The 21,184-nt window shown below is 63.4% G+C and carries 22 protein-coding genes and 1 pseudogene; 11 read left to right on the forward strand and 12 right to left on the reverse strand.

Going from position 1 to position 21,184, the window contains the following annotated elements:
• The first annotated feature begins 91 nt into the window (after positions 1-91).
• The 6 genes from tcuA to V1293_RS19325 all read left to right on the forward strand — a co-directional run bounded on the left by tcuA (position 92) and on the right by V1293_RS19325 (position 5,705).
• On the forward strand, positions 92-1,492 hold the full coding sequence (tcuA, locus tag V1293_RS19300) for an FAD-dependent tricarballylate dehydrogenase TcuA (protein WP_334511431.1): 1,401 nt from the start codon (positions 92-94) through the stop codon (positions 1,490-1,492).
• Between the two features lie 183 nt (positions 1,493-1,675).
• Positions 1,676-2,707: an esterase gene (locus V1293_RS19305; RefSeq protein ID WP_334511432.1), complete on the forward strand. Its 1,032-nt coding sequence runs from the start codon at positions 1,676-1,678 to the stop codon at positions 2,705-2,707.
• A gap of 30 nt (positions 2,708-2,737) precedes the next feature.
• Complete coding sequence (gene tcuB, locus V1293_RS19310) at positions 2,738-3,850, forward strand: tricarballylate utilization 4Fe-4S protein TcuB (RefSeq protein ID WP_334511433.1); 1,113 nt, start codon at positions 2,738-2,740, stop codon at positions 3,848-3,850.
• Positions 3,851-4,529: 679 nt separating this feature from the next.
• Positions 4,530-4,691 (forward strand): hypothetical protein, encoded by a 162-nt coding sequence (locus tag V1293_RS19315; protein WP_334511434.1) that lies wholly within the window; start codon positions 4,530-4,532, stop codon positions 4,689-4,691.
• Positions 4,692-4,889: 198 nt separating this feature from the next.
• Entirely contained in the window at positions 4,890-5,162 is a 273-nt protein-coding gene (locus V1293_RS19320; RefSeq protein WP_334511435.1) for a hypothetical protein, read from the forward strand.
• Positions 5,163-5,582: 420 nt separating this feature from the next.
• Positions 5,583-5,705, forward strand: a complete 123-nt coding sequence (locus V1293_RS19325; RefSeq protein WP_334511436.1) for a hypothetical protein — start codon at positions 5,583-5,585, stop codon at positions 5,703-5,705.
• Between the two features lie 154 nt (positions 5,706-5,859).
• Here the strand turns inward: V1293_RS19325 and V1293_RS19330 are convergent, their stop codons facing one another.
• Positions 5,860-6,450, reverse strand: coding sequence for a DedA family protein (locus tag V1293_RS19330; protein WP_334511437.1), 591 nt, complete (start codon positions 6,448-6,450; stop codon positions 5,860-5,862).
• A gap of 463 nt (positions 6,451-6,913) precedes the next feature.
• Between V1293_RS19330 and V1293_RS19335 the strand changes: the two genes are divergently transcribed.
• Positions 6,914-7,294, forward strand: coding sequence for a hypothetical protein (locus tag V1293_RS19335; RefSeq protein WP_334511438.1), 381 nt, complete (start codon positions 6,914-6,916; stop codon positions 7,292-7,294).
• A gap of 179 nt (positions 7,295-7,473) precedes the next feature.
• Here V1293_RS19335 and V1293_RS19340 read toward each other — a convergent pair whose 3' ends face one another.
• The 3 genes and pseudogenes from V1293_RS19340 to V1293_RS19350 all read right to left on the reverse strand — a co-directional run bounded on the left by V1293_RS19340 (position 7,474) and on the right by V1293_RS19350 (position 10,074).
• The gene (locus V1293_RS19340; protein WP_334511439.1) at positions 7,474-7,887 is read right to left on the reverse strand and encodes a Rieske (2Fe-2S) protein; all 414 of its coding nucleotides are present in this window, start codon (positions 7,885-7,887) and stop codon (positions 7,474-7,476) included.
• Positions 7,887-8,998: pseudogene (locus tag V1293_RS19345) on the reverse strand (amidohydrolase family protein). The gene V1293_RS19340 and the pseudogene V1293_RS19345 overlap by 1 nt, the downstream one beginning before the upstream one ends.
• Positions 8,995-10,074: an amidohydrolase family protein gene (locus V1293_RS19350; RefSeq protein ID WP_334511440.1), complete on the reverse strand. Its 1,080-nt coding sequence runs from the start codon at positions 10,072-10,074 to the stop codon at positions 8,995-8,997. The pseudogene V1293_RS19345 and the gene V1293_RS19350 overlap by 4 nt, the downstream one beginning before the upstream one ends.
• 160 nt (positions 10,075-10,234) lie before the next feature.
• Here V1293_RS19350 and V1293_RS19355 point away from each other — a divergent pair, with 160 nt between their 5' ends.
• The 3 genes from V1293_RS19355 (at position 10,235) to V1293_RS19365 (ending at position 12,758) form a co-directional block, all read left to right on the forward strand.
• Positions 10,235-11,215 carry an MBL fold metallo-hydrolase gene (locus V1293_RS19355; protein ID WP_334511441.1) on the forward strand — a complete coding sequence of 327 codons (981 nt, stop codon included), beginning with the start codon at positions 10,235-10,237 and terminating at the stop codon, positions 11,213-11,215.
• A gap of 6 nt (positions 11,216-11,221) precedes the next feature.
• Complete coding sequence (locus tag V1293_RS19360) at positions 11,222-11,704, forward strand: CinA family protein (RefSeq protein WP_334511442.1); 483 nt, start codon at positions 11,222-11,224, stop codon at positions 11,702-11,704.
• Positions 11,705-11,867: 163 nt separating this feature from the next.
• Complete coding sequence (locus V1293_RS19365; RefSeq protein WP_334511443.1) at positions 11,868-12,758, forward strand: hypothetical protein; 891 nt, start codon at positions 11,868-11,870, stop codon at positions 12,756-12,758.
• Positions 12,759-12,904: 146 nt separating this feature from the next.
• Here V1293_RS19365 and V1293_RS19370 read toward each other — a convergent pair whose 3' ends face one another.
• The 4 genes from V1293_RS19370 to V1293_RS19385 form a co-directional block, all read right to left on the reverse strand.
• On the reverse strand, positions 12,905-14,215 hold the full coding sequence (locus V1293_RS19370) for an HlyD family type I secretion periplasmic adaptor subunit (RefSeq protein WP_334511444.1): 1,311 nt from the start codon (positions 14,213-14,215) through the stop codon (positions 12,905-12,907).
• Positions 14,212-15,957, reverse strand: a complete 1,746-nt coding sequence (locus tag V1293_RS19375) for a type I secretion system permease/ATPase (protein ID WP_334511445.1) — start codon at positions 15,955-15,957, stop codon at positions 14,212-14,214. The genes V1293_RS19370 and V1293_RS19375 overlap by 4 nt, the downstream gene beginning before the upstream one ends.
• Positions 15,958-16,097: 140 nt before the next feature.
• A complete protein-coding gene (locus tag V1293_RS19380) occupies positions 16,098-16,232 on the reverse strand; it encodes a hypothetical protein (RefSeq protein ID WP_334511446.1) in 135 nt (44 codons plus the stop codon).
• A 460-nt stretch (positions 16,233-16,692) separates the two neighbouring features.
• Positions 16,693-16,956, reverse strand: coding sequence for a GlsB/YeaQ/YmgE family stress response membrane protein (locus V1293_RS19385; RefSeq protein WP_334511447.1), 264 nt, complete (start codon positions 16,954-16,956; stop codon positions 16,693-16,695).
• Between the two features lie 204 nt (positions 16,957-17,160).
• Here V1293_RS19385 and V1293_RS19390 point away from each other — a divergent pair, with 204 nt between their 5' ends.
• Positions 17,161-17,334, forward strand: coding sequence for a hypothetical protein (locus V1293_RS19390; protein WP_334511448.1), 174 nt, complete (start codon positions 17,161-17,163; stop codon positions 17,332-17,334).
• 192 nt (positions 17,335-17,526) lie between these two features.
• On the opposite strand, the gene V1293_RS19395 is transcribed toward V1293_RS19390, so the two are convergent.
• Genes V1293_RS19395 through V1293_RS19410 form a run of 4 tightly spaced genes read right to left on the reverse strand, consistent with a single transcriptional unit; the run spans position 17,527 to position 21,180 of the window.
• Positions 17,527-18,501, reverse strand: a complete 975-nt coding sequence (locus tag V1293_RS19395; RefSeq protein ID WP_334511449.1) for an ABC transporter ATP-binding protein — start codon at positions 18,499-18,501, stop codon at positions 17,527-17,529.
• Positions 18,498-19,910 carry an amidase gene (locus V1293_RS19400; protein ID WP_334511450.1) on the reverse strand — a complete coding sequence of 471 codons (1,413 nt, stop codon included), beginning with the start codon at positions 19,908-19,910 and terminating at the stop codon, positions 18,498-18,500. The genes V1293_RS19395 and V1293_RS19400 overlap by 4 nt, the downstream gene beginning before the upstream one ends.
• Complete coding sequence (locus tag V1293_RS19405; RefSeq protein WP_334511451.1) at positions 19,907-20,104, reverse strand: hypothetical protein; 198 nt, start codon at positions 20,102-20,104, stop codon at positions 19,907-19,909. Before V1293_RS19405 ends, V1293_RS19400 begins: the two co-directional genes overlap by 4 nt.
• The gene (locus V1293_RS19410) at positions 20,101-21,180 is read right to left on the reverse strand and encodes an ABC transporter ATP-binding protein (protein ID WP_334511452.1); all 1,080 of its coding nucleotides are present in this window, start codon (positions 21,178-21,180) and stop codon (positions 20,101-20,103) included. Before V1293_RS19410 ends, V1293_RS19405 begins: the two co-directional genes overlap by 4 nt.
• Positions 21,181-21,184: the final 4 nt, after the last annotated feature.

Consider the following 21,184-nt stretch of genomic DNA (forward strand, 5'->3'; position numbering starts at 1 on the left):
TCTTCATCAGGCTAGAAAATCGCTGGAGCGGATGGACTTGCCTGGCCGAGCGCCGGTTTGATTTCCATGCCAACAACGATAACAGGAGCGCATGGTCGATCTCAGTCAAAAATTCGATGTGCTGGTGATCGGCGGCGGTAACGCCGCTCTCTGCGCCGCCATCAGCGCTCGGCGCGCCGGCGCCTCCGTGCTGGTGCTGGAAGGCGCGCCAAAATTCTATCGCGGCGGCAATACCCGCCACACCCGCAACATGCGTTGCGCGCATGATGCCGCGACCGAGATCCTTACCGGTCCCTACACCGAGGAAGAGTTCTGGGACGATCTGCTGGTCCTGACCGGCGGTCAGACCGACGAGGAACTCGCCAGGTTCATGATCAAGGAGTCCAAGGACATTCTGAACTGGATCGTCGAACAGGGCGTGCGCTGGCAGCCCTCGCTCGGCGGCACGCTGAGCCTCGGCCGCACCAATTCGTTCTTCCTCGGCGGCGGGCGTGCGATGCTGAACGCGCTCTATCTCACCGCGGAAAAACTCGGCGTCGAGATCATCTACGACGCCGAAGTGACCGACCTCCAGATCGAAGACGGCATGTTTCTGTCCGCAACGTCGAAGCAGCCGATCGATGGCGCCGCTGAAATCCGTGCTTCGGCGCTGGTCGCCGCCGCCGGCGGTTTTGAAGCCAACATCGAATGGCTGAAGGAATATTGGGGCGAGGCTGCCGACAATTTCCTGATCCGCGGCACGCCCTATAACCGAGGCTCGATCCTCAAAATGCTGCTCGACAAGGGCGTGCAGGAGATTGGCGATCCCACCCAATGCCATGCGGTCGCGATCGACGCCCGCGCGCCGAAATTCGACGGCGGCATCATCACGCGGCACGATTCGGTGGTGTTCGGCATCGTCGTCAACAAGCACGCCCAGCGCTTCTATGACGAGGGCGAGGACATCTGGCCGAAGCGCTATGCCATCTGGGGCCGGCTGGTGGCAGCCCAACCGGACCAGATCGCCTACATCATTTTCGATTCGACTGTTGTCACGAGCTTCATGCCGACGCTGTTTCCGCCGATCGCAGGCGCTACCATTGCCGAACTCGCCAGCAAGCTCGGACTGGAGCCGACCGCGTTGGAAAAAACCATCACCGATTTCAACGCCGCGGTGCAGCCCGGCACGTTCGATCACACCATCCTCGATGATTGCCGTACCGCTGCCATCACGCCGCCGAAGACGCATTGGGCGCGCAGGATCGAGACGCCGCCCTATCTCGCCTATCCGGTGCGGCCCGGCATCACCTTCACCTATCTCGGCACCCGCGTGAACAAGCAGTCGCGCATGGTGATGAAGGACGGCAAGCCCTCCGCCAACATGTTCGCGGCCGGCGAGATCATGGCCGGCAACGTGCTCGGCAAGGGCTATGCGGCGGGCATCGGCATGACCATCGGCAGCGTGTTCGGACGGGTGGCGGGACGAGAAGCGGCGAAGAATGCGAGGAATTAGCGAGTAACCTCTCCCCGCTCTTCGCGGGGAGAGGTCGGATCGCGCTCGGCGATGCGAAGCATCGTCCGGTGCGATCCGGGTGAGGGGCTCTCTCAGCGAGCACGGTGCGTGGAGAGAGCCTCTCACCCCTACCCTCTCCCCGCGAAGGGCGGGGAGAGGGAGATAACAACGACGGGAGGAAACATGTCGCGCATTGCATTTGCTTTCATTACAACGCTCCTGACGGCGTCGACGCTCGCCAACGCCGCCGAGCCGATCGCGTTGCGCGACATGGGCTCGTTCCATGTCGGCGGAAGGTTGGTCGAGATCAGCGGCAAGCCGGTGAAGGAAGTCACCTTCACGCCGGGCGGCGTGCCCGCAAAAGTCGATCCCAACGGCACCTATCAGGTCGAGCAGATGTATGCGCAGTATTTTCTGCCCGCCAATGAGAAGGGCGCCTATCCGCTCCTGATGTGGCATGGCGGCGGGCTGACCGGCGTCACATACGAGACGACACCGGATGGACGCGAGGGCTGGCTGAACTATTTCCTGCGCAAGGGCTGGGCCGTCTACAATTCGGATGCGGTCGAGCGCGGCCGCGCCGGCTGGGCGCAATACCCTGACATCTTCAAGAGCGAGCCGGTGTTCCTCACCACCGCCAACCCGTTCGAGCGGTTTCGCATCGGCGATGGCGCAGGCTCCTACAATCCGGATCCGGCCAAGCGCAAGCTGATGCCCGGCAGCCAGTTCCCGAACGAGGGCTATGAGAACTTCGTCAAGCAGAACGTGCCGCGCTGGACCACGACAGATGATGCGATCATCGCTGCTTACATCGCCGAGATCGACCGCGTCGGTCCTTCCGTCATCCTGTTCCACAGCCAGGCCGGCAGTTTCGGCTTCAAGGTCGCGCAGGCGCGGCCCGATAAGGTCAAGGCCTTGATTGCGATCGAGCCGGCCGGCCTCGGCGATCCGGCCAAGGTCGATGCCTTGAAAAACATTCCGACGCTGATCGTCTATGGCGACTACATCGAGAAGGACTCGCGCTGGCCGAAAATCCGCGCCAACGGCATCGCCTTTGCGGACGCCATCAAGGCCGCCGGCGGCAGCGTCGATGTCGTCGACCTGCCGCAGGCCGGCATCAAGGGCAATTCGCACATGGTGATGATGGACAATAACAACGCCGAGGTCGCCGCCCTGATCCAGAAATGGCTCGAGGGCAAGGGGCTGACGAGGTAAGCGGGCTGGCGCGAAGGCAGGAAGCAACGGATGCACGGAACGCGAATCCTGGAAGAGGCCGACCGCCTGATGACGGTTTGCAATTCCTGCCGTTATTGCGAGGGCCTTTGCGCGGTGTTTCCGGCGATGGAGATGCGCCGCGCGTTCTCCGACGGCGACCTCAACTACCTCGCCAATCTCTGCCACGCCTGCGGCGCCTGCTACACCGACTGCCAGTTCTCGCCGCCGCATGAATTCAACGTCAACGTCCCGCAGACGCTCGCAGTGGCGCGGGCCGATTCCTACGCGGCCTATACGTGGCCCCGCGCATTCGCCGGCGCATTTGCGCGTAACGGGCTCGTCATCAGCCTCGTTGCCGCGCTCAGCGTCGCCGCGTTCATCTTCGGCTTTGCCGCGTTGAACGACCGCCAGGTGCTGTTCGGCGTCCATACCGGCGCCGGCGCGTTCTACAAATTGATGCCGCATAATGCGATGGCCGCCCTTTTCGGCGCGGCGTTTCTCTATGCGATCGTGGCTTTGGTGATGGGCGTGCGCGCGTTCTGGCGCGATATCGGCGAGCCCGTCGGCATGAAGACCGATGCGGCCGCGCTGTTTCAGGCGATCCGCGATGCCGGCGAGCTGCGCTATCTCGACGGCGGCGGCGTCGGCTGCTTCAACGAGGATGACCGCCCGACCGACCGCCGCAGGCTCTATCATCATTTGACGTTCTACGGCTTTGCGCTGTGCTTCGCCTCGACCTGCGTCGCGACGCTCTATCACTATCTCCTGGCCCGCGAAGCGCCGTATGCGTGGTGGGATCTGCCCGTGGTGCTGGGCACGCTCGGCGGCGTCGGGCTGCTGATCGGGCCGATCGGCCTGCTCACTGAGCGATGGAAGCGCGATCCCGTGCTGGTCGATGACGCGCGCTACGGCATGGATATCGCGTTCATCGCGATGCTGTTTCTCACCAGCCTGACCGGCATGGCGCTGTTGCTGTTGCGCGAGACCGCAGCGATGGGGCCGCTGCTCGCGCTGCATCTCGGCGTGGTGTTTTCGCTGTTCGTCACCATGCCCTACGGCAAGTTCGTGCATGGCATTTATCGTTTCGCCGCGCTGGTGCGCTATGCGATGGAGCGGAAGGCGATGCATGGGGCGGGGGAGTAAGGCCGGAAACACATTAGCGGTGGGCACCGCAGAAACCCGTCATGCCCCGCGAAGGCGGGGCATCCAGTACGCCGCGGCTTCTCGGTTCGATCACTGCTGTCTCGGATACTGGGTCACCCGCCCCAGTGCGCAATTGCGCACCAGGCGGGCGATGACAACGGATTATGAGGCGGCATTCTCGCGGCGCATTGCGCCCGAGGTTTGCATCTCAGGTGCGCACTTGCGCACCGGGGAATGACACCGATCTCGCCAGGCGCGGGCTTAACGTAGCGTAACCCGCCGCCATTTCATCGATGGACGGCGGGTTACGCTTCGCTTGCTGGACATCGCGAGACGCGCGGCGAAGGTGATCGCCTGCCGGGCAAAGAGCGACGGCCTCAGCCCGGCACAGGCGCTGAGGCCATCGATGTTTCTGACTGAGGATGTATCTGCGCTGATACGACTCTCCAATCCAGTCGTACGCTCAACGTTCCAAGTTTTTGCGAACGCGAACCCACGCGATATCCGCGGAACGTATGCAGTCAGACCCAGGAAAAAGGCCCCACCGAGATGGGGCCTTTCACGTTCGACGATGCCGCTACCTTAGTTGTAGTCCGAATATTGCCTGCCTGGCCACGGGCGCCGACGTGGTATTTATCGGGAAAATGGCATATTGGGTTTTGGGGAAAATGCGGTTGCCATGAACGAGGACTATTACAAGCAACGGGCCCGGGAAGTTCGCGATATCGCGGCCAAGGCCGACCCATTCATCAAGCAGCGGCTTTTGGACCTGGCCGACCGCTACGATGGCAAGCGCAAAACAAGCGTCACGCCCTTACCGCCAGCGCCAGCCACCACCTAGAACCCGTCGGGCGAGCGCGACGGCCATTCCGGCCAGGCCCGGTCCGATCGTTCGCTGCCATTTCGCTTCGCGGAAAAATGTTCGGCGACGGCATAGTTTCGTGTTTTGCAACCGGAACGGACTGAAAATCAGCCGGTTAGTTCTGAGCGTCCTGTCTCAAAGGGCCAAACGGAAGTCCGTTTTGCATCGAGGGTTGCGATGGCCAATGCAAAATACGAACGCGCCCGTGCGCGAGCGCGACTGGCATTGATTGCGCCGGCGGTTGACGACGTCACCGCTGCCTATTTCGACAGGCAGGTCGAAAAGGTTTTGCTGGACGCCAAACAGCGCGAGGAAAAGTCGGACCAGGAATTGATAGCGACGCTGCTCGATGCCGTCGCGAGGAAATACTTCTCGCTTGGCCTGCGTGACCGCGATCCCGAGCGAAGCCCGGATGGCCGTGCACCGGGTCGCACTCCGACGAAGTCATGAAGCTTGCAGCCAAGCCGACTGCCGTCTGAACTACAGCTAATCCTCAGCCGTTGATTTGAGTCACCGGAACGTGACTGCTTCGCGCATCGCACGGTGCAAATTGATGCACGAATGCGCGCTATTTGATCTGGCATTGGCGTCCACCAGTACCTATCTGTGATGCAGGTAGGAAATTCGCCCCAAGGACAACTCCGAAAAGGAGCCATCTATGGCGAACGTACTAACCACTGGGGCCTGGCTTTCTGCTCCGACCAAAAGATCCTCATTTTTCGCACGATTATTGAGCGCGTACGCCGAATCCAATCAGCGACGGGCTGACCGCGTTGTCGAGGAGTATATTGCTACCCACGGGCTGCAAAAGCTGTCGGACGATGCGGAGCGTCAAATCAGTCGCTTGCTTGTCAAGGCGGACCGCTAGTCATGATCACACTCATCATCGTGCACGTAGCAACCAAGCTCGCCCGTTTTGCGAAAGAGGCCGGTGAGACGTGGCGCGAAGCGCAGCGGCTTCGTCGTACCCTTGGCGGCCCAATGGACGAGTAGCAAACGTAGGATGGGCAAAGCGACTTGTCCGCCTTGGCTCGACGAGCGAAGGCGGAAGCGCGCCCACCATTCTGAGTGATGCGCGAGATGGTGGGCACGGCGCAAGAGCGCCCTTTGCCCACCCTGCGGCGATCCGCAACCGCGCGTTCGCGGTTCAGTATCGCTCCATGATCTGATCGAGCTTCCTGCTGAGCAACCAGGACAGGCCGAGGAACGCGACCAGCATCACGATGCCCAGGCCCGAAGAAGCATTGTTGATGGACGTCTCCGAGAATTGACCGAAGGCATAGCCGGCCGAGACGACGGCGCCGGACCAAAGACCCGCCGCGACGAAGTTGAGCGCGAGGAAGGTGGACCAGGGCAGCCGCGATATCCCGTAGGCAAATCCCGCGAGACCGCGGATGCCATTCGGAAAGCGGTGAAACAGGATCATCCAGACATAGTGACGATCCGTCAGGCGGACGACGGTCTGCACGGTGCGCTCGAACCGCGGAAAACGATCGAGCAAGCGGGCGCCATAGCGCCGCCCGATCCAGAAGCGGATGACGTCGCCTGTGAAACTGCCTAACCAGCAGATCACGATGAGCGCGCCAAGACCCAGCGCGCCCGAATGCGCCGCGTAGCCGGCGAACAGCGCAAGCAGCAGGCTATGCGAGGCCGCATAGGCAAACATGAAGCTGTAGGCCGCATCGCCGTGTTGGCGTATGAGGTCGAGAAACGAGGTCAGATCCGTCGGAAACAGCAATGCAAGCCCACCCAAACCGGTTCATGGAGCGTTCCCCCAGATGAGTGGGTTCGGCCTGAACGCTAGCACTCGGCGGAAGGCCACGAAAGCCAACAGGCAGGCCCACAGCCGCCAGCTTTGCACGCCGAGCGTGTTTGTAAGTGAGGCGAGCCGTACAACGCGTTAGGACGCGTACTCATTCATCGAGCTTGATCGGTGCGGCTCGATCGACGCCCGCCATGCGCCGATAGCGACCAATAAGCGGCCGGGACCCGCCGCTCTAAGGACCGCATGTGGCGAGCGCATAAGGGCATTGCAATTACCGCCGATCACATTTGGATCGCGCGAAATCGCGGGAAGTTCATTCTGATCACCCGCGTCGATTGGACGCAGCTGGTGTTGTTTGGCTGGTCCGGCAATAACGCCGGACTGCAAAACAAAAAAGGGACGAACAATGCTCAGGAAGTTGCTAGGTGCAGCCGTAATGGCTGCAGGTGCTTACGCTTTTGTGCCCGCATATGCCGCGCACGTCCATCACGCCGTGCAGGTCGGTGTCGGATGTAGCGGCGACAACTTCGCCAAAGCTGAAGGCGGAGCCGAGGCTATGGCCGACAGCCCTGCCAAGTTCATGGCGGAAAGGGAGATTGCTCAGGCGCAGGACGCAATGCTCAGTGGGAAGATGAGTGGATGCGCAATGCATCTTGGCCAAGCGTTGCGCGCTGAAAGCGTGGCCCAAACCCCTTATCCGGGGACGATGGCCCCGGCTTCGTTCGCAAATACAGCCGCACAAGCCCCGGCCGAAACCATACAAGGAGCGACGCCGCAGCCGCAGTTTAATTGGACCCCGCTGAAAGGCGCGTATTGAGCCTCAGCAGAAGGGCCTGACCGCGCGCGGCGATCGGCCCAGCTTCGCGCGCCGCTCCCTCTAGGCCGTAGGGTGAGCAAAGCGACAGCGTGCCCACCATCACGAAGCGCGATCGGTGATAGATGGTGGGCACGGCGCTGACGTGCCTTTGCCCATCCTACGATCGCAACGACGCCCGCCTACAAATCCACCACCACGTAGTCGCTCTCGACCGACACGGCGAGCGTTTCCGCGACATACGGCCCTTTCACCACCGCCGATCCCGGCTCGACATTGACCGGATAGGCGCGCGCGCGAAAACGCTTCGGATCGCAGTAGGATTGCCCGGTGCGAATGTCGAATTCCCAGCCGTGCCAGGGACAGCGGATGATCTCGCCGAGCCTGGTGTATTCGATTTCGCCGGGATCGGAGGATTGCGCGAGCCCGATCAGCGGGCCCTCGCACAAGGCCGCGCCCTGGTGCGGGCAGCGGTTCAACAGGCCGAAGAACTCGCCCTTGATGTTGAAGATCGCGATCGGCCGCTCGTCGATGGTGAGGAATTTTCGCGTGCCCGGCGGCAACTCGTCCACCGGGGCAATGACGTGTCGCGCCATCAAGAAATCCCGTACAGCTTCTTCGCATTGCCGAGATAGAAGGCTTCGCGGTTGGCGTCGCTGACGCCGGCCGGCAGCACGCGCGACGGTTCATCGAAATCCCAATGCGGGTAATCGGTGGCGAACAACAGCTTGTCCCAGCCGATCCATTCGATCACCTGGAACAGATGGTTGCGGCGCTCCGGGTCCTCCATCGGCTGCGTGGTCCACCAGATGTGGTCGCGGATATATTCCGACGGCTTGCGTTTCAGATACGGCACCTCGCTGTGCAGCCGCTCGAAACTCTTATCCAGCCGCCAGCCAAGCGACGGCGCCCAGCCGAAGCCGGCCTCGATCATGACCATCTTCAGTTTTGGATATCGCTCGAACACGCCTTCGAGCACCAGGCTCGCCAGCACGGTCTGCTGGCACTGCGAATGGCCGACCATCTCCTCGATATAGAAGCTCGGCCAGCCGGACGGGGGGTGAGCGGATTGCCGCCGAAGCCGAAGGCATGAATGCCGACCGGCAGGCCGATCTCCTGCGCCGCCTCGTAGATCGGCCAGTAGCGGCGCTGGCCGAGCGGCTCGACATTGCGCGAGAGCAGCAGCACCTGAACGAAATTCTTGTCGCCTGCGCGCTTGCGAATTTCGGCGGCGGCGGAAAGGCCGTCCTCATTGGCGACGACGATCGAGCCCTTCAGGCGGGAATCCTTGGCTGTCCATTTCTCGATCTGCCAGTCGTTGATCGCGGTGCAGATCGCGCCGGCCAGATCCTGGTTGCGCAGGCCCTGCCCGCTGGCGAGCGGATTGAGAACGCCGAGTGCGACGTTATAGGGGTCGAGAAGCTGCTTCTGCATGAAGGACAGCGAGGAGCCCTGCGGCCCGCCTTCCGGCGGCCAGGCATCGCGGCGCGAGGCGTTCGGCTGCGCCTTCGGATAGGGCGGGCCTTCCATCATGCCGTGATAGGCCTGCTTGCCGTAGGCCTCGAGATGGTCGTGCCAACGTTTTTCCAGAAAGGGATAGAGCTCGTCCGCGGTCGCGCGCGCCGGATGGATGTCGCAATCGGCGATCGCGGTCTTGACGCTGACGGGTGACGCGGGCTCCGGACGGTCGCGGAACTGGACGTTCATGGCGTCGCCTCCTTCGCAAATTCCAACCGGCCGTAGGTCGCGAGCGGATTGTCGATCATGATCTTGCGAACAAGATCCGGCGACAACCCCGGCGGCAGCACCTCGTCGCCGTCGAATTGCCAGTGCGGATAGTCGGTCGAGAATAGGAGCAATTCGTCCGACTGCATATGGTCAAACAGGCGGTTCAGGGTTGCGGGATCGGGCGGCGCATCGACCGGCTGCAGCGAGAAACGGATGTTGCTGCGCACAATCTCCAGTGGCGCGCGATCGACCCACGGCGTTTCCATCCGTATCCCGCGCCAGAACTTGTGCAGCCGCCACAGATAGGCCGGCAGCCAGGTGAAGCCACTTTCCAGCATCACCATCTTCAGATTCGGGTGGCGGGCGAACACGCCCTCCACGATCAGGCTGGTGAGCTGGGTCTGGAACGCGGTGGCCTGCGCGACATAATCCTCGATGTGGTAGGAGCCCCAGCCGACCGAGGTCGGTGGGTTGTGATAGGCGCTGCCGGCGTGGATGCCGATGGTGAGACCCAGCCGTTCGGCCGCCGCATAGATCGGCCAGTAGGCGCGCTTGCCCAAGGGCATGTCGCCCATGACAAGCATCAGCACCTGGACGAAACGCTTGTCCTTGGCGCAGCGCTCGATCTCGGCAACTGATTTTTCGAGGCTTTGCGCAGGAATCACGATCGAGCCGCGCAGCCGCGCATCCCGGTCGAGCCATTCCCTGGCCAGCCAGTCGTTCAGCGCGCGGCAGAACGCGTCCTGCATGTCCTCGGAGAACACCATCTGCACGCCGTAGAGCGGATTGCAGATGCCATAGCTCACCTGAAAGCGGTCGAGCGCCTGCTTCTGCATGTCGGCGAGGTCTGAACCCGGTTTGCCCTGCCCCGGCCGCCAGTCCGGCCGCGACGAGATCGGCGAATTGGTCGGATAGGATTGCGAGACCAGATCGGTCATGCCGCGCGTCGTCACCTGGTCGCGCCAGTAGTCGTTCATGTAGGGCAACAGGCCGGTCAGATGAGGAACGGCGGGATGCAGATCGCAATCCACGCCGCCGGCAATCGGCGACGTCATGATGTTTCCTCGTTCGCGAGCGCGGTCTCACGGCATCTTGTAGGCATCGCCGCTTGGTTCTTTAAGCGCATTCAAGCAGGCTGGTCTGCAGCCCGCAACTCGGCAAACGCTGGCCCCCTGTGCTAGGAAAACATGGGTAAGGGCTTTGGGGAGATTTTCGATGACTAGGATTGGACGTACGGCGATTGTCTTAACCCTGTTGCTGGCCGGCAGCGCATTCGCGCAGCAACAACCCCCTGCCTCGCCCGCAGCACCGCCGCCGGTCGATTTCTCCAAGGTCGAGATCAAGACCATCGACCTCGGCGACAACGTCTACATGCTCGAGGGCCAGGGTGGAAACATCACCGTGGCGGTGGGGAAAGCCGGCATTATCATGGTCGACGGCCAGTTCGCGCCGCTGCACGACAAGATCAAGGCCGCGATATCGACGATCTCCAACCTGCCGGTCAAATATCTGATCAACACGCACTATCACGGCGACCACACCGGCGGGAATGAAGCCTTTGCCAAGGACGGCGCCATCATCGTTGCCGACATCAACGTCAGGAATCGCCTGGCCGAGGGAACCACCAATGGCCTGACCGGCGTCAAGACGCCACCGGCCGCAGCAGGCGCATTGCCGTCGAAGACCTATGCCGGCAAGATGTTCAAGATCAGACTTCCCGGCCGCGTCGCCGATCTCCGGCACATCGCCAACGCGCATACGGACGGCGACACTTACGTCTGGTTCAAGACCGCCAATGTGCTGGCGACCGGCGACACCTTCACCAACGGCCGCTATCCCAACATCGACTTCGCCAATGGCGGCAACATCAGGGGCATGATCGCGGCGACCGACGCCTACATCAAGCTGACCAACGCGAAGAGCCGCATCGTGCCGGGCCACGGCCCGATCGCCGACAGGGCGGCGCTGACCGAATATCGCGCCATGCTCGTTACCGCGCGCGACCGCATGGCGGCGCTGGTGAACCAAGGCAAGAGCGAAGACGATGTGGTGGCGGCCAAGCCCTTCGCCGATCTCGACAAGAAATGGGCGCCGACGGAGTTGGCCTCCAAGAATTTTATTCGCGTCGTCTATCATTCGCTCGCGGACAAAACCGACAAGAAGGCCGTGCTGAAGCGAATGCTGCGCCGGGGTTGAGAGAACATGAATGAACTCGTAACAACAGCCGAAAAGATCGCCGCCCAACTGATCGCGCGGAAACAGACGATTGCAGTCGCGGAATCTTCAACCGGCGGCCTGATCTCGGCGGCGCTCCTGTCGGTGCCGGGCGCATCGGCCTATTTCCTCGGCGGCGCCGTGGTCTATACCCGCGACGCGCGACGGCTATTGATGGATATTCCCGACGAGGCGATGAAGGGTATCCGCTCTGCATCCGAGCCCTACGCAAAGCTGCTCGCAAGCCAGGTCCGCCAGCGCTTTGCGACCGACTGGGGATTGTCGGAAACCGGCGCAACAGGCCCGACCGGCAACCGCTATGGCGACGCCGCCGGGCATAGCTGCATGGCGGTGGCTGGGCCGTCGCAATCGGTGTTCACGCTGGAAACCGGGAGTGCCGACCGGCAAGCCAATATGCAGGCGTTTGCGAAGACGGCGTTGAATCTGCTGCTGGAGAATTTGTCGAAGTAAGCTGTCGTCCCTGCGAACGCAGGGACCCATACGCCGTGTCGCTTGTTGTGAGAGAACGCTGTTCGACGGCTTTCGCCCAACAATCAAGTGCGGTGGTTATGGGTCCCTGCGTTCGCAGGGACGACGGGGAGATTTTACAGGTACTGACCCGAGGACCATATCCATGCAACAGCCATTCGACCGCGCCGCTGAGGATCTCGGCAACTCGATCCATTTCGAGCACGTCAATGTCACCATTCCCGATCAGCGACTGGCGACGCTGTTCTATATCGCCGGCCTCGGGCTGACCCGCGATCCCTATCTGATGGTGTCGGACACCAACATGTGGGTCAATGTCGGCAGGAGCCAGTTTCATCTGCCTGATGGCGCGCCGCAGGTGCTGCGCGGGCATACCGGCATCGTCATCGCCGGCCGCGAGGCGCTGCTGGCGCGGCTCGCATCCGTGGCGAAGAAGCTGGAAGGAACGTCGTTCGCATTCACCGAGCATAATGACCATGTCGAGGCGATCTGCCCCTGGGGCAACCGCGTGCGATGCTATGAGCCGGACGCGGCGCGCTTCGGGCGCATCACGCTCGGCATTCCCTATGTCGAGTTCGACGTGCCGGCAGGCACCGCGAAAGCGATCTGCGCCTTCTATCCTCAGATCATGGGGATGCAGGCCGAGTTCCTGAACGGTGATAACGCCGTGGCGCGGGTCAAGGCCGGCAAGGATCAGGTTCTGCAGTTCCGCGAGACCGACCGGCCTCAGCCCGAGTTCGACGGCCATCACGTGCAGATCTACATCACGGATTTTTCAGGTCCCTACCGTCGCCTGCGCGAACGCGGCCTGATCTCGCAGGAAGACAACCAGTATCAATACCGCTTTCGCGACATCATCGACCTCGACGGCGGCCGGCACCTGTTCACCGTCGAGCACGAGGTGCGCAGCGCGACGCACCCGATGTTCATGCGCCCGCTGGTCAACCGCAACCCGGCCGAGACCAACCGCACCTACGCGCCGGGGCACGAGCGGTGGGCTTGGGCGATGGGGCCGGATGAATACGATCGGCGGTAGGGGCGGGCACACTGTCGTCCCTGCGAAAGCAGGGACCCATACGCCGTGCCGTGTGTTTTGAGAGACGCTGTTCGACGGCTTCGTTTCAACAACGTAAGTCGGTGGGTATGGGTCCCTGCTTTCGCAGGGACGACAGCGGGGATGAATTACCGCTCCCTGAACGAGCGCATCAGCTGGTCGCTGAACGGCTTCATCAGATAGGAGAACATGGTGCGGTCGCCGGTCTGGACGAAGGCTTCCACCGGCATGCCCGGGATGATCTTGACGTTGTCGCCGAGGCGGGCGACTTCGGCCGGCGGCAGCGAGACGCGGATGGTGTAGTAGCTCTGGCCGGTGCGCTGGTCGGTGGTGACGTCGGCGGAGACGCGCGTCACCACACCATTGAGTTCCGGCGTGGTGCGCTGGTTGAAGGCGGACAGCCGCAGAAGCGTCTTCTGGCCGATCTGCAGCTTGTCGATGTCCTGCGGATTGACCTTGGCCTCGACCGAGAGATCGTCGGCCCGCGGCACCACCATCATGATGGCGTCGCCGGCGGTAATCACGCCGCCCACGGTATGCACCGTCGACTGCAGCACGACACCGTCCTGCGGCGCGCGGATGTCGATGCGGCGCAATTGATCCTCGGCGGTGACCTTGCGCTCGACGAACTCGCCGATCTTGTCGTTGGTCTCGCGCAGATCCTTGGAGACCTCGCTGACCACGTCCTTGTCGACCTGGATGATCTGCAGCTCGGTTTCGGTGATCTTGCCCCTCGCCTGCGCACGCGCGGCGATGTATTGCGCGCGCTCGCCCGACAGCCGGGCGAGGTCGCGCTCCAGCACCGTCAGGCGCGAGATCTGGATCAGGCGCTGCTCGTAGAGCTGGCGCACGCCGACCAGTTCCTTCTCGACCAGCGCAACTTCCTTTTCCTTGGCCTGCTCCTGCGCCGTCAGCCCTGCGATTTCCTCGTTGAGCTGCGAGACGCGCTCGCGCAACTGGGATTTTTGTCCGGCGCGCCCGAACACCCGCACCTCGAACAGCTTGGTTTCGCTCGCCATGACGTCGCGTACATCGGGATCGCCGGCCTGATCGGTCAGCTGTGGGGGAAACTTGATTTGGTCGAGGCCGCGCTGTTCGGCCTCCAGCCGCGCGGCGCGCGCCCACAATCCGTTCAGCGTCTTGACGACGATGGCGAGGCTCGCCTTGACCACGGTCTCGTCGAGACGCACCACGACGTCGCCGGCCTTGACGATGTCGCCGTCGCGCACCCTGACCTCGCCGACCACGCCGCCGGTCGGATGCTGCACCTTCTTGACGTTGGAATCGACCACCACCGAACCCGGCGCGATCAGCGCGCCCGAAATCTGCACCGTCGAGGCCCAGCCGCCGAATCCGCCGGCCAGAACCAGCATCAGCGAGAGCCCAACGATGAGATGCATCCGTATCGAGCGCCGCGCGCCCTTCAGCTCATCGGTCATGATTTTTTCGCGACTCCTGCCTCGGACACGATCTTGATCGGCGTCGGCGGTGCGACGCGCTGCAACACCTGGCCGAGCACGGTTTCCTTCGGACCGAACGCCTGCATGCGGCCGTCCTTCAGCACCAGAAGCTGGTCGACCGCCTCGATGCCGATCGGCCGGTGCGCCACCACGACCACGATGGCGCCGCGCTCACGCGCGCTACGCACTGCGCGCGTCAGCGCCTCGTCGCCCTCGCTGTCGAGATTGGAATTCGGCTCGTCGAGCACGATCAGGAACGGATTGCCGTAGAGCGCGCGGGCCAGCGCCACGCGCTGGGCCTGGCCGGCCGAAAGTGCGGTGCCCTGCTCGCCGATCTGGGTGTCGTAGCCCTCGCGCATCTTGATGATCATCTCATGCACGCCGGCTTCCTTGGCCGCGGCGATGATCGACTCCGACTTCGCTTCCGAATCGAAGCGGCAGATGTTCTGCGCCACGGTGCCGGCGAACAATTCGACGTCCTGCGGCAGATAGCCGACGTGGCGGCCGAGCACGTCCGACGACCACTGGTCGAGCGCCGCGCCATCGAGCCGCACCTTGCCGCGGGCCGGCATCCAGACGCCGACCAGCGCGCGCACCAGCGACGATTTGCCCGAACCGCTCGGACCGATGACGCCGACGCCGGTGCCGGCCTCGACGGCGAAATTGACGTCCTGCACGATGACGCGCTGGTCGCCCGGCGGCACGATGCTGACGGCCTCGACCGACAGCCGCTTCGAGGGCGCCTGCAAAAGCGTCTGTTCATTCGCCGCCGGCATTTGCTGCAGGAGCTTGGACAAGCGATGCCAGCTCTGGCGCGCGGCAACGAAACCTTTCCAGTGGGCGATGGCGAGATCGACCGGCGCCAGCGCGCGGGCGCTCAGGATCGAGCCCGCGATGATGATGCCGGCGGTGGCCTCCTGGTGGATCACGAGATAGGCGCCGACCGCGAGCACCGCCGATTGCAGCATCATGCGCAAGACTTTTGCGACCGCCCCCAGGCCGCCGGCAATGTCGCTGGCGCGCTGATTGCCCGCCAGATAGGTCTCGTTGGCCTCGCTCCAGCGCCTCGTTAGCCGTCCGGACATGCCCATCGCGACCAGCACCTCGGCGTTGCGCCGGCTGGTGGCGGCCAGATCATTACGCCGCGCGGCCAACGTCATCGCCTCCTTTGCCGGCGTGCGCGACAGGAACTCGGTGATCAGCGTCAGCGTCACCAGAACGGCGGCGCCGGCCAGAGCGGTGACGCCGAGCAGCCAGTGAAACGCAAAGCAGATCGCCAGATAGAACGGCAGCCACGGCAGATCGAAGAACGCGCCCGGCCCCATGCTGCCGAGAAACGACCTGACATTGTCGAGATCGCGCAGCGGCTGCAGGCCCTCGTTGCGGCTGCCGACCAGCAGCGGCAGCCGCACCACGGTTTCGAACACGCGCGTGTTGAGGGCTTCGTCGAGTGCGGTTCCAATGCGGCCGAGAATGCGACCGCGGATCAGATCGAGGCCGCCTTGCGCGATGTAGAGGCCGCCGGCGAGAATCACCAGACCGACCAAGGTCGGCACGCTGCGGCTCGGCAGCACGCGGTCGTAGACCTCCAGCATGAAAATCGAGCCGGTGAGGTACAGCAAATTGATCATGCAACTCATGACGCCGACGCCGATAAAGGCGTTGCGACAAGCGCGCAGCGCTTCACCGAGCTCGGAACGCCGGACGGGAGCGGCTGCCATTAATGCGTATCTCTTCAAAAGGATAAGGTACGTGCAGGTTCTACCGATGTTTTTGGACACCGTCTATTTATGTCACGTTAACCTGCATCCAGTTCCCCCATATGAAGGGGGTGAAGACGGAAGTCGCGCGTTTTGGGCCGCTAATTTGACGCCGGCGCCAGCCGCCCGGCGGGTTCGACCTTCGGGCTGGGCGGAAACGGCACCAGAATCACCGGCATCGAGACCCGGCCGATTTCGCCGTTGATATCGAGCAGGACGCCGCTTCCGGCACCCAACCCGCCCGCCGGCCGCCAATTGGCCTGGGCGCGAATACCGACCCATCGGCCTTCCGGCTGGCGGAACAACTGAACCGTGAGATCGGGTTCGAATCCGCCACCACACCCCTAAACGGCTGGGCGATGCCATGGGTCCAGTCCGCCGGTCCCAGCACCGAGGACAGCGGCAGCTTCAAAGGGCTCGAAGATGGCCAATGTCAGGGTATCCTGAGATCAGGAATTTCGAACATTGGGCCAGTCTGGCAAAAGCCAGAGAATGCAACAAAGGGGTTTTCTCAGCTCAGATGAATAATATTCAACCGGGGGCTTTGGCAAAAAGCTAATCGCGCCCTTTGCGTTCGAGGCCAGCCATTGCGAGACGATCTATCTCGTCTCCCGCACCGAGCAGGCGCGGGACCGCCGGATTGCCGCGGTGCGGCGCTGGATCGTGGAGGCGGTTGGCCGCGCCAAATAGCGCGCGTTACATTCGCCCGCGGATCAGCCGCACGACCAGCAGCAGGATGATGGCGCCGATGGTGGAGTAGACGATCTCCGACACCAGCCCGGTGCCGATACGGACACCGAGTTTGGGAAACAGCAGGCTGGCGAGCAGCGCGCCGGCGATGCCGATCAGGATGTCGCCGATAATGCCGAAGCCGGTGCCGCGCACGATCTTGCCGGCCAGCCAGCCGGCGACCAGTCCGACAAACAGAACAACGAGAATGCCTTCGTTGGAAATATACATCTGACGTCCCCCCGGTTTGCCACGCTGGCCGGATGACAGCCTATCGCATTATTGTCCGATGTGACGAGCCGCAATCCGCGCACAGCCCAACTGCGCCCGCGAAGTGAAACTTTTTTGCCTCACCCGCGTTATGTCGGCATGAGACACGGCGATATTTGGTATGTCACTTTTGGTCCGCACAAAGCGGACGACAGCGCAGCGGGCATGGCCCGCTCGACCCGCACCTTCAAGTCGGAGGTCGACGCCAAGCTGTTCGCGATGCAGATCCTGTCCAAGGGACTGACGGCGAGCGCAGGCACGCTCAATCCCCATCAGCCGAAGCAGGTCGTGGGGCCATCCCAGATCGAGAGTTGGGCCGATCCGGGCCTGGGTGGGTAACTGCTCTCTTGTCCCGGACGCGGCGCAGCGTGAAACGCTGCACCGCTGAGCCGGGACCTACCTGCTGCCACAGCGTCTGGATCCCGGATCAGCAGCGCACCACGCCGCAAGGGCGGCGCGCTGCGCAGCATCCGGGGAACGCATCCAGGACTGATTTCTTCGTCATGGCCGGGCTTGTCCCGGGCGAGTTGGCTACACGTCGGCGGCTTGCTCTGCCAGCACACAGCGCGCGGTGCGGTCCGCCGATACCTGCACATTGGGCGGCAATCCTTCGCTGCAGCGCGGCTGCGCGTAACTGCAGCGCGGCGCGAACGAACAACTCGCGGGCGCCTTGTCGAGCGAAGGTGGCGTGCCCGGGATGGTCTCCAGCCGCTGGCCGCGTTTTGCGCCGTGGACGGTCGAGGCCAGCAGGCCCTTGGCATAGGGATGAACCGGCGTGCGTACGATGTCGCGCAAGCGGCCCTGCTCCACGATCTGGCCGGCATACATGACAGCGACACGGTCGCAGATCTCGATGGCGACGCCGATATCGTGAGTCACGAAAATCACGGACATGCCGAACTCGCGCTGCAATTCGCGCAGCAGCAGCAGAATCTGGATCTGCACGGTGGCGTCCAGCGCCGTGGTCGGCTCGTCGGCCAGCAGGATTTTCGGTTTGCAAGCCAAGGCCAGCGCGATCATTGCGCGCTGCCGCATGCCGCCGCTCATTTCGTGCGGATAGGCCTCGAGCCGGCGCCTGGCCGAGGGAATCCGCACCACCTCCAGCATTTCCAGCGCGCGCGCAGTCGCCTCCTTCTGGCTCTTGCCTTCGTGGCGCATCACGCTTTCCGCGATCTGGTCGCCGATCGTGTAGACGGGATCGAGCGCCAGCGCGGGCTCCTGGAAGATCATCGAGACAGTCTGGCCGCGGAACGCCGAAAGTTGTTCGTCGTTCATCGCCAGCACGTCGCGCCCCAGCACCTTCACCGTCCCCGAAATCTGCGTCCGCTTCTTCGGCAATAGCCGCATCAGCGCGCGCAGGGTTACGCTCTTGCCGGAGCCGGATTCGCCGAGCAGGCCGAGCACCTCGCCCTCGCCAAGCGAGAGCGAGATGTCGTTGACGGCGTGAACCGTGCGCTCGCCGGTGAAGCGGATGTTGAGCTCGCGGATTTCGACGAGGTTGCTCATGCCAATCTGGGTACCTGCTGGTGATAGTCGGTAGCGCGCTGGAATGCCGCGCCGATCCGCACAAGCCCGGCCTCATCGAAGGGGCGGCCGATCAACTGCATGCCGACCGGCAAGCCCTTTCCGGTGAAGCCGGCGGGAATCGAAAGCGACGGCAGGCCGAGATAGTTGATCGGACGGGTGAACTTCGTGATCCGCTGGATCACTGATTCCGCGTCCAAGCTGTTGCCGACGTCGCTCTCGGCAATGGTCACCGCCGGCATCGGCGCGACCGGCGCGATCACGGCATCGGTGCCGCTGACCGCTGCGAGATAGGCGGCGAGCGCCGGACCGCGCCAGCGCATCGCTTCGAGATAGGTCACTGCCGGAATAGCGAGCCCGTTCTGCAAGCGCATCAAGACCTGCGCGCCGTAATCCTGCGGCCGCTCTATCATCCAGCGCTTATGGAAGGCGGCGGCTTCGGTGGCGAGCACGATCTGGCAGGCGGCGGTGAGCTGCCGCTGGTCCGGCAGATCGACCTTGACGATCTCTGCGCCCTCGCCTTGGAGGGTGCCGATGGTCTCGTCGAGCACCCGCGCCACCTCGGAATCGAGATCGTCGACATAGAAGGCGGTGGGCACGCCAATCCTCAGGCCCTTGAGCGAGCCTGTGGTCTCGGCCATGTAGTTGGGCACCAGGAGCGTCGAGGCGGTAGGATCCTCGGGATCGGCCCCTGCCATCAGCCCGATCAGCAGCGCGCAATCTTCGACCGTTTGCGCGAGCGGTCCGACGGTATCAAGCGATTGCGACAGCGGCATCGCACCGGCGCGGCTGATCAGGCCGACGGTGGTCTTGAAGCCGGTGACGCCGCAGAAATGCGCGGGCATCCGGATCGAGCCGCCGGTATCGGAGCCGAGCGCCGCAAAGGTCAGCCGGGCCGCGACCGCAGATCCGGAGCCGGACGACGAGCCGCCGGTGATGTGATCGACATTCCAGGGGTTACGCACCGCGCCGTAATGGACGTTGTGGCCGGTCGGGCCGTAGGCGAACTCGACCATCTGCAGCGAGCCGAGCCTGACGGAGCCGGCGTCCTTCAGGCGCTGCAACGCGGTGGAAGTTGTCGTCGCGACGTAATCGCGGCGGATTTTCGAGCCGCAGGTGACCACCTTGCCGGCTTCGTAGTACATGTCCTTGTGCGCCATCGGCACGCCGTGCAGCGGGCCGAGATTTTTGCCCTTGGCGAGCGCGGCATCGGCGGCGTCAGCGGCGGCGAGCGCCTCATCCGCCTCGATCGCCATGAAGGCGTTGACGCGCGGCTGCCATTGCGCGATCCGGTCGAGACAGGACTGCGTGACCTCGCGCGAGGAAAATTTCTTGCCGGCGATCGCTTTCGCAACCGCGACCGCTGACATCAGGGCCGGTTCGCTGCTCATGTCGACACCTTCGCGCGCTGCACCAGAAGGAAGCTCGCAGGTTCAAGGTCCATCGGCAGTGTGCCCGCGACAGGCGCAAAGCCGTCAAAGGCCGGGCCGATGGAATTGGCGATGCGCGCGGAAACTTCCGAATCCTGCGGCACGCCGGCGACATCGGTCATTACCTTGACCTGCTTGGGGTCGGGTTTTGTCATGCGGCGGTTGCTCCCTCGTCCTTTTCTTTGGCCGGTGCGCGGCTGTGCCCGGAACCAGCTATGGCCATGTAGCACGCCGCCTGATGGCCCATTGTATCGACATCGCTGAGTTTTGGCGTCGCATTTGCGCAGAGGGGCTCCGCAAACGGGCAACGGGTGTGAAACCGGCAACCGGGCGGCGGGTCGATCGGATTGGGGGGATCGCCCGAGATCGGCGGCGTCTCGGTGCGATTATCGGGGTCGGACGACGGCATCGCGGCCAGCAGCGCCCGCGTATAGGGATGCGCCGGCGCATCCCAGACCTTGTCGACCGGGCCTAGCTCGACGACCTCGCCGAGGTACATCACCAGCACGCGATCAGAAATGTAGCGCACCACGTTGAGATCGTGGCTGATGAACAGGTATGTGAGGCCGAATTCGCGCTTCAGGTCCGCCAGCAGATTGAGCACCTGGGCCTCGACCGACTTGTCCAGCGCCGACACCGCTTCATCGAGGATCACCAGCCGCGGCGACAGCGCCAAAGCGCGGGCGATATTGACGCGCTGGCGCTGGCCGCCGGAAATCTCATGCGGATAGCGGTTGGCAAAGGTTTCGGGCCGCAAGCCCACCTTGCCGAGCAGCTCGCGCGCCAGCGCGCGCGCAGTGCCATCAGCCATGCCGTGAACTTTCGGACCGAACGCGATCGATTCCTCGATGGTGAGGCGTGGGTTCAGCGAGGCATAGCTGTCCTGAAACACCATCTGCATGCCGCGCCGCAATTCGCGCAGCGACAGCGCGCGGCCGACCTGCATGCCGTCATAGACGATGTCGCCGGCGTCGCGCTTCATCAGGTGCATCAACAGCCGCGCAGTGGTCGATTTGCCGCAGCCGGATTCGCCGACGATGCCGACGGTTTCGCCCTTGGCGATGGAGAAGGAAACATCATCGACCGCGCGCACGGTTTTGCGGGGGCTGAACAGATCGCCGCGCACCGGAAAATGCTTTGTGAGGCCAGTGACCTGCAGCAGCGGCTGCGCGGCGCCGCCGACGTCCTCGACCGGCTCCAGTAGTTCGACTGACGGGCTTGTCTCACTCATCGCG

The sequence above is a fragment of the Bradyrhizobium sp. AZCC 1693 genome (assembly GCF_036924745.1).
Taxonomy (GTDB): domain Bacteria; phylum Pseudomonadota; class Alphaproteobacteria; order Rhizobiales; family Xanthobacteraceae; genus Bradyrhizobium.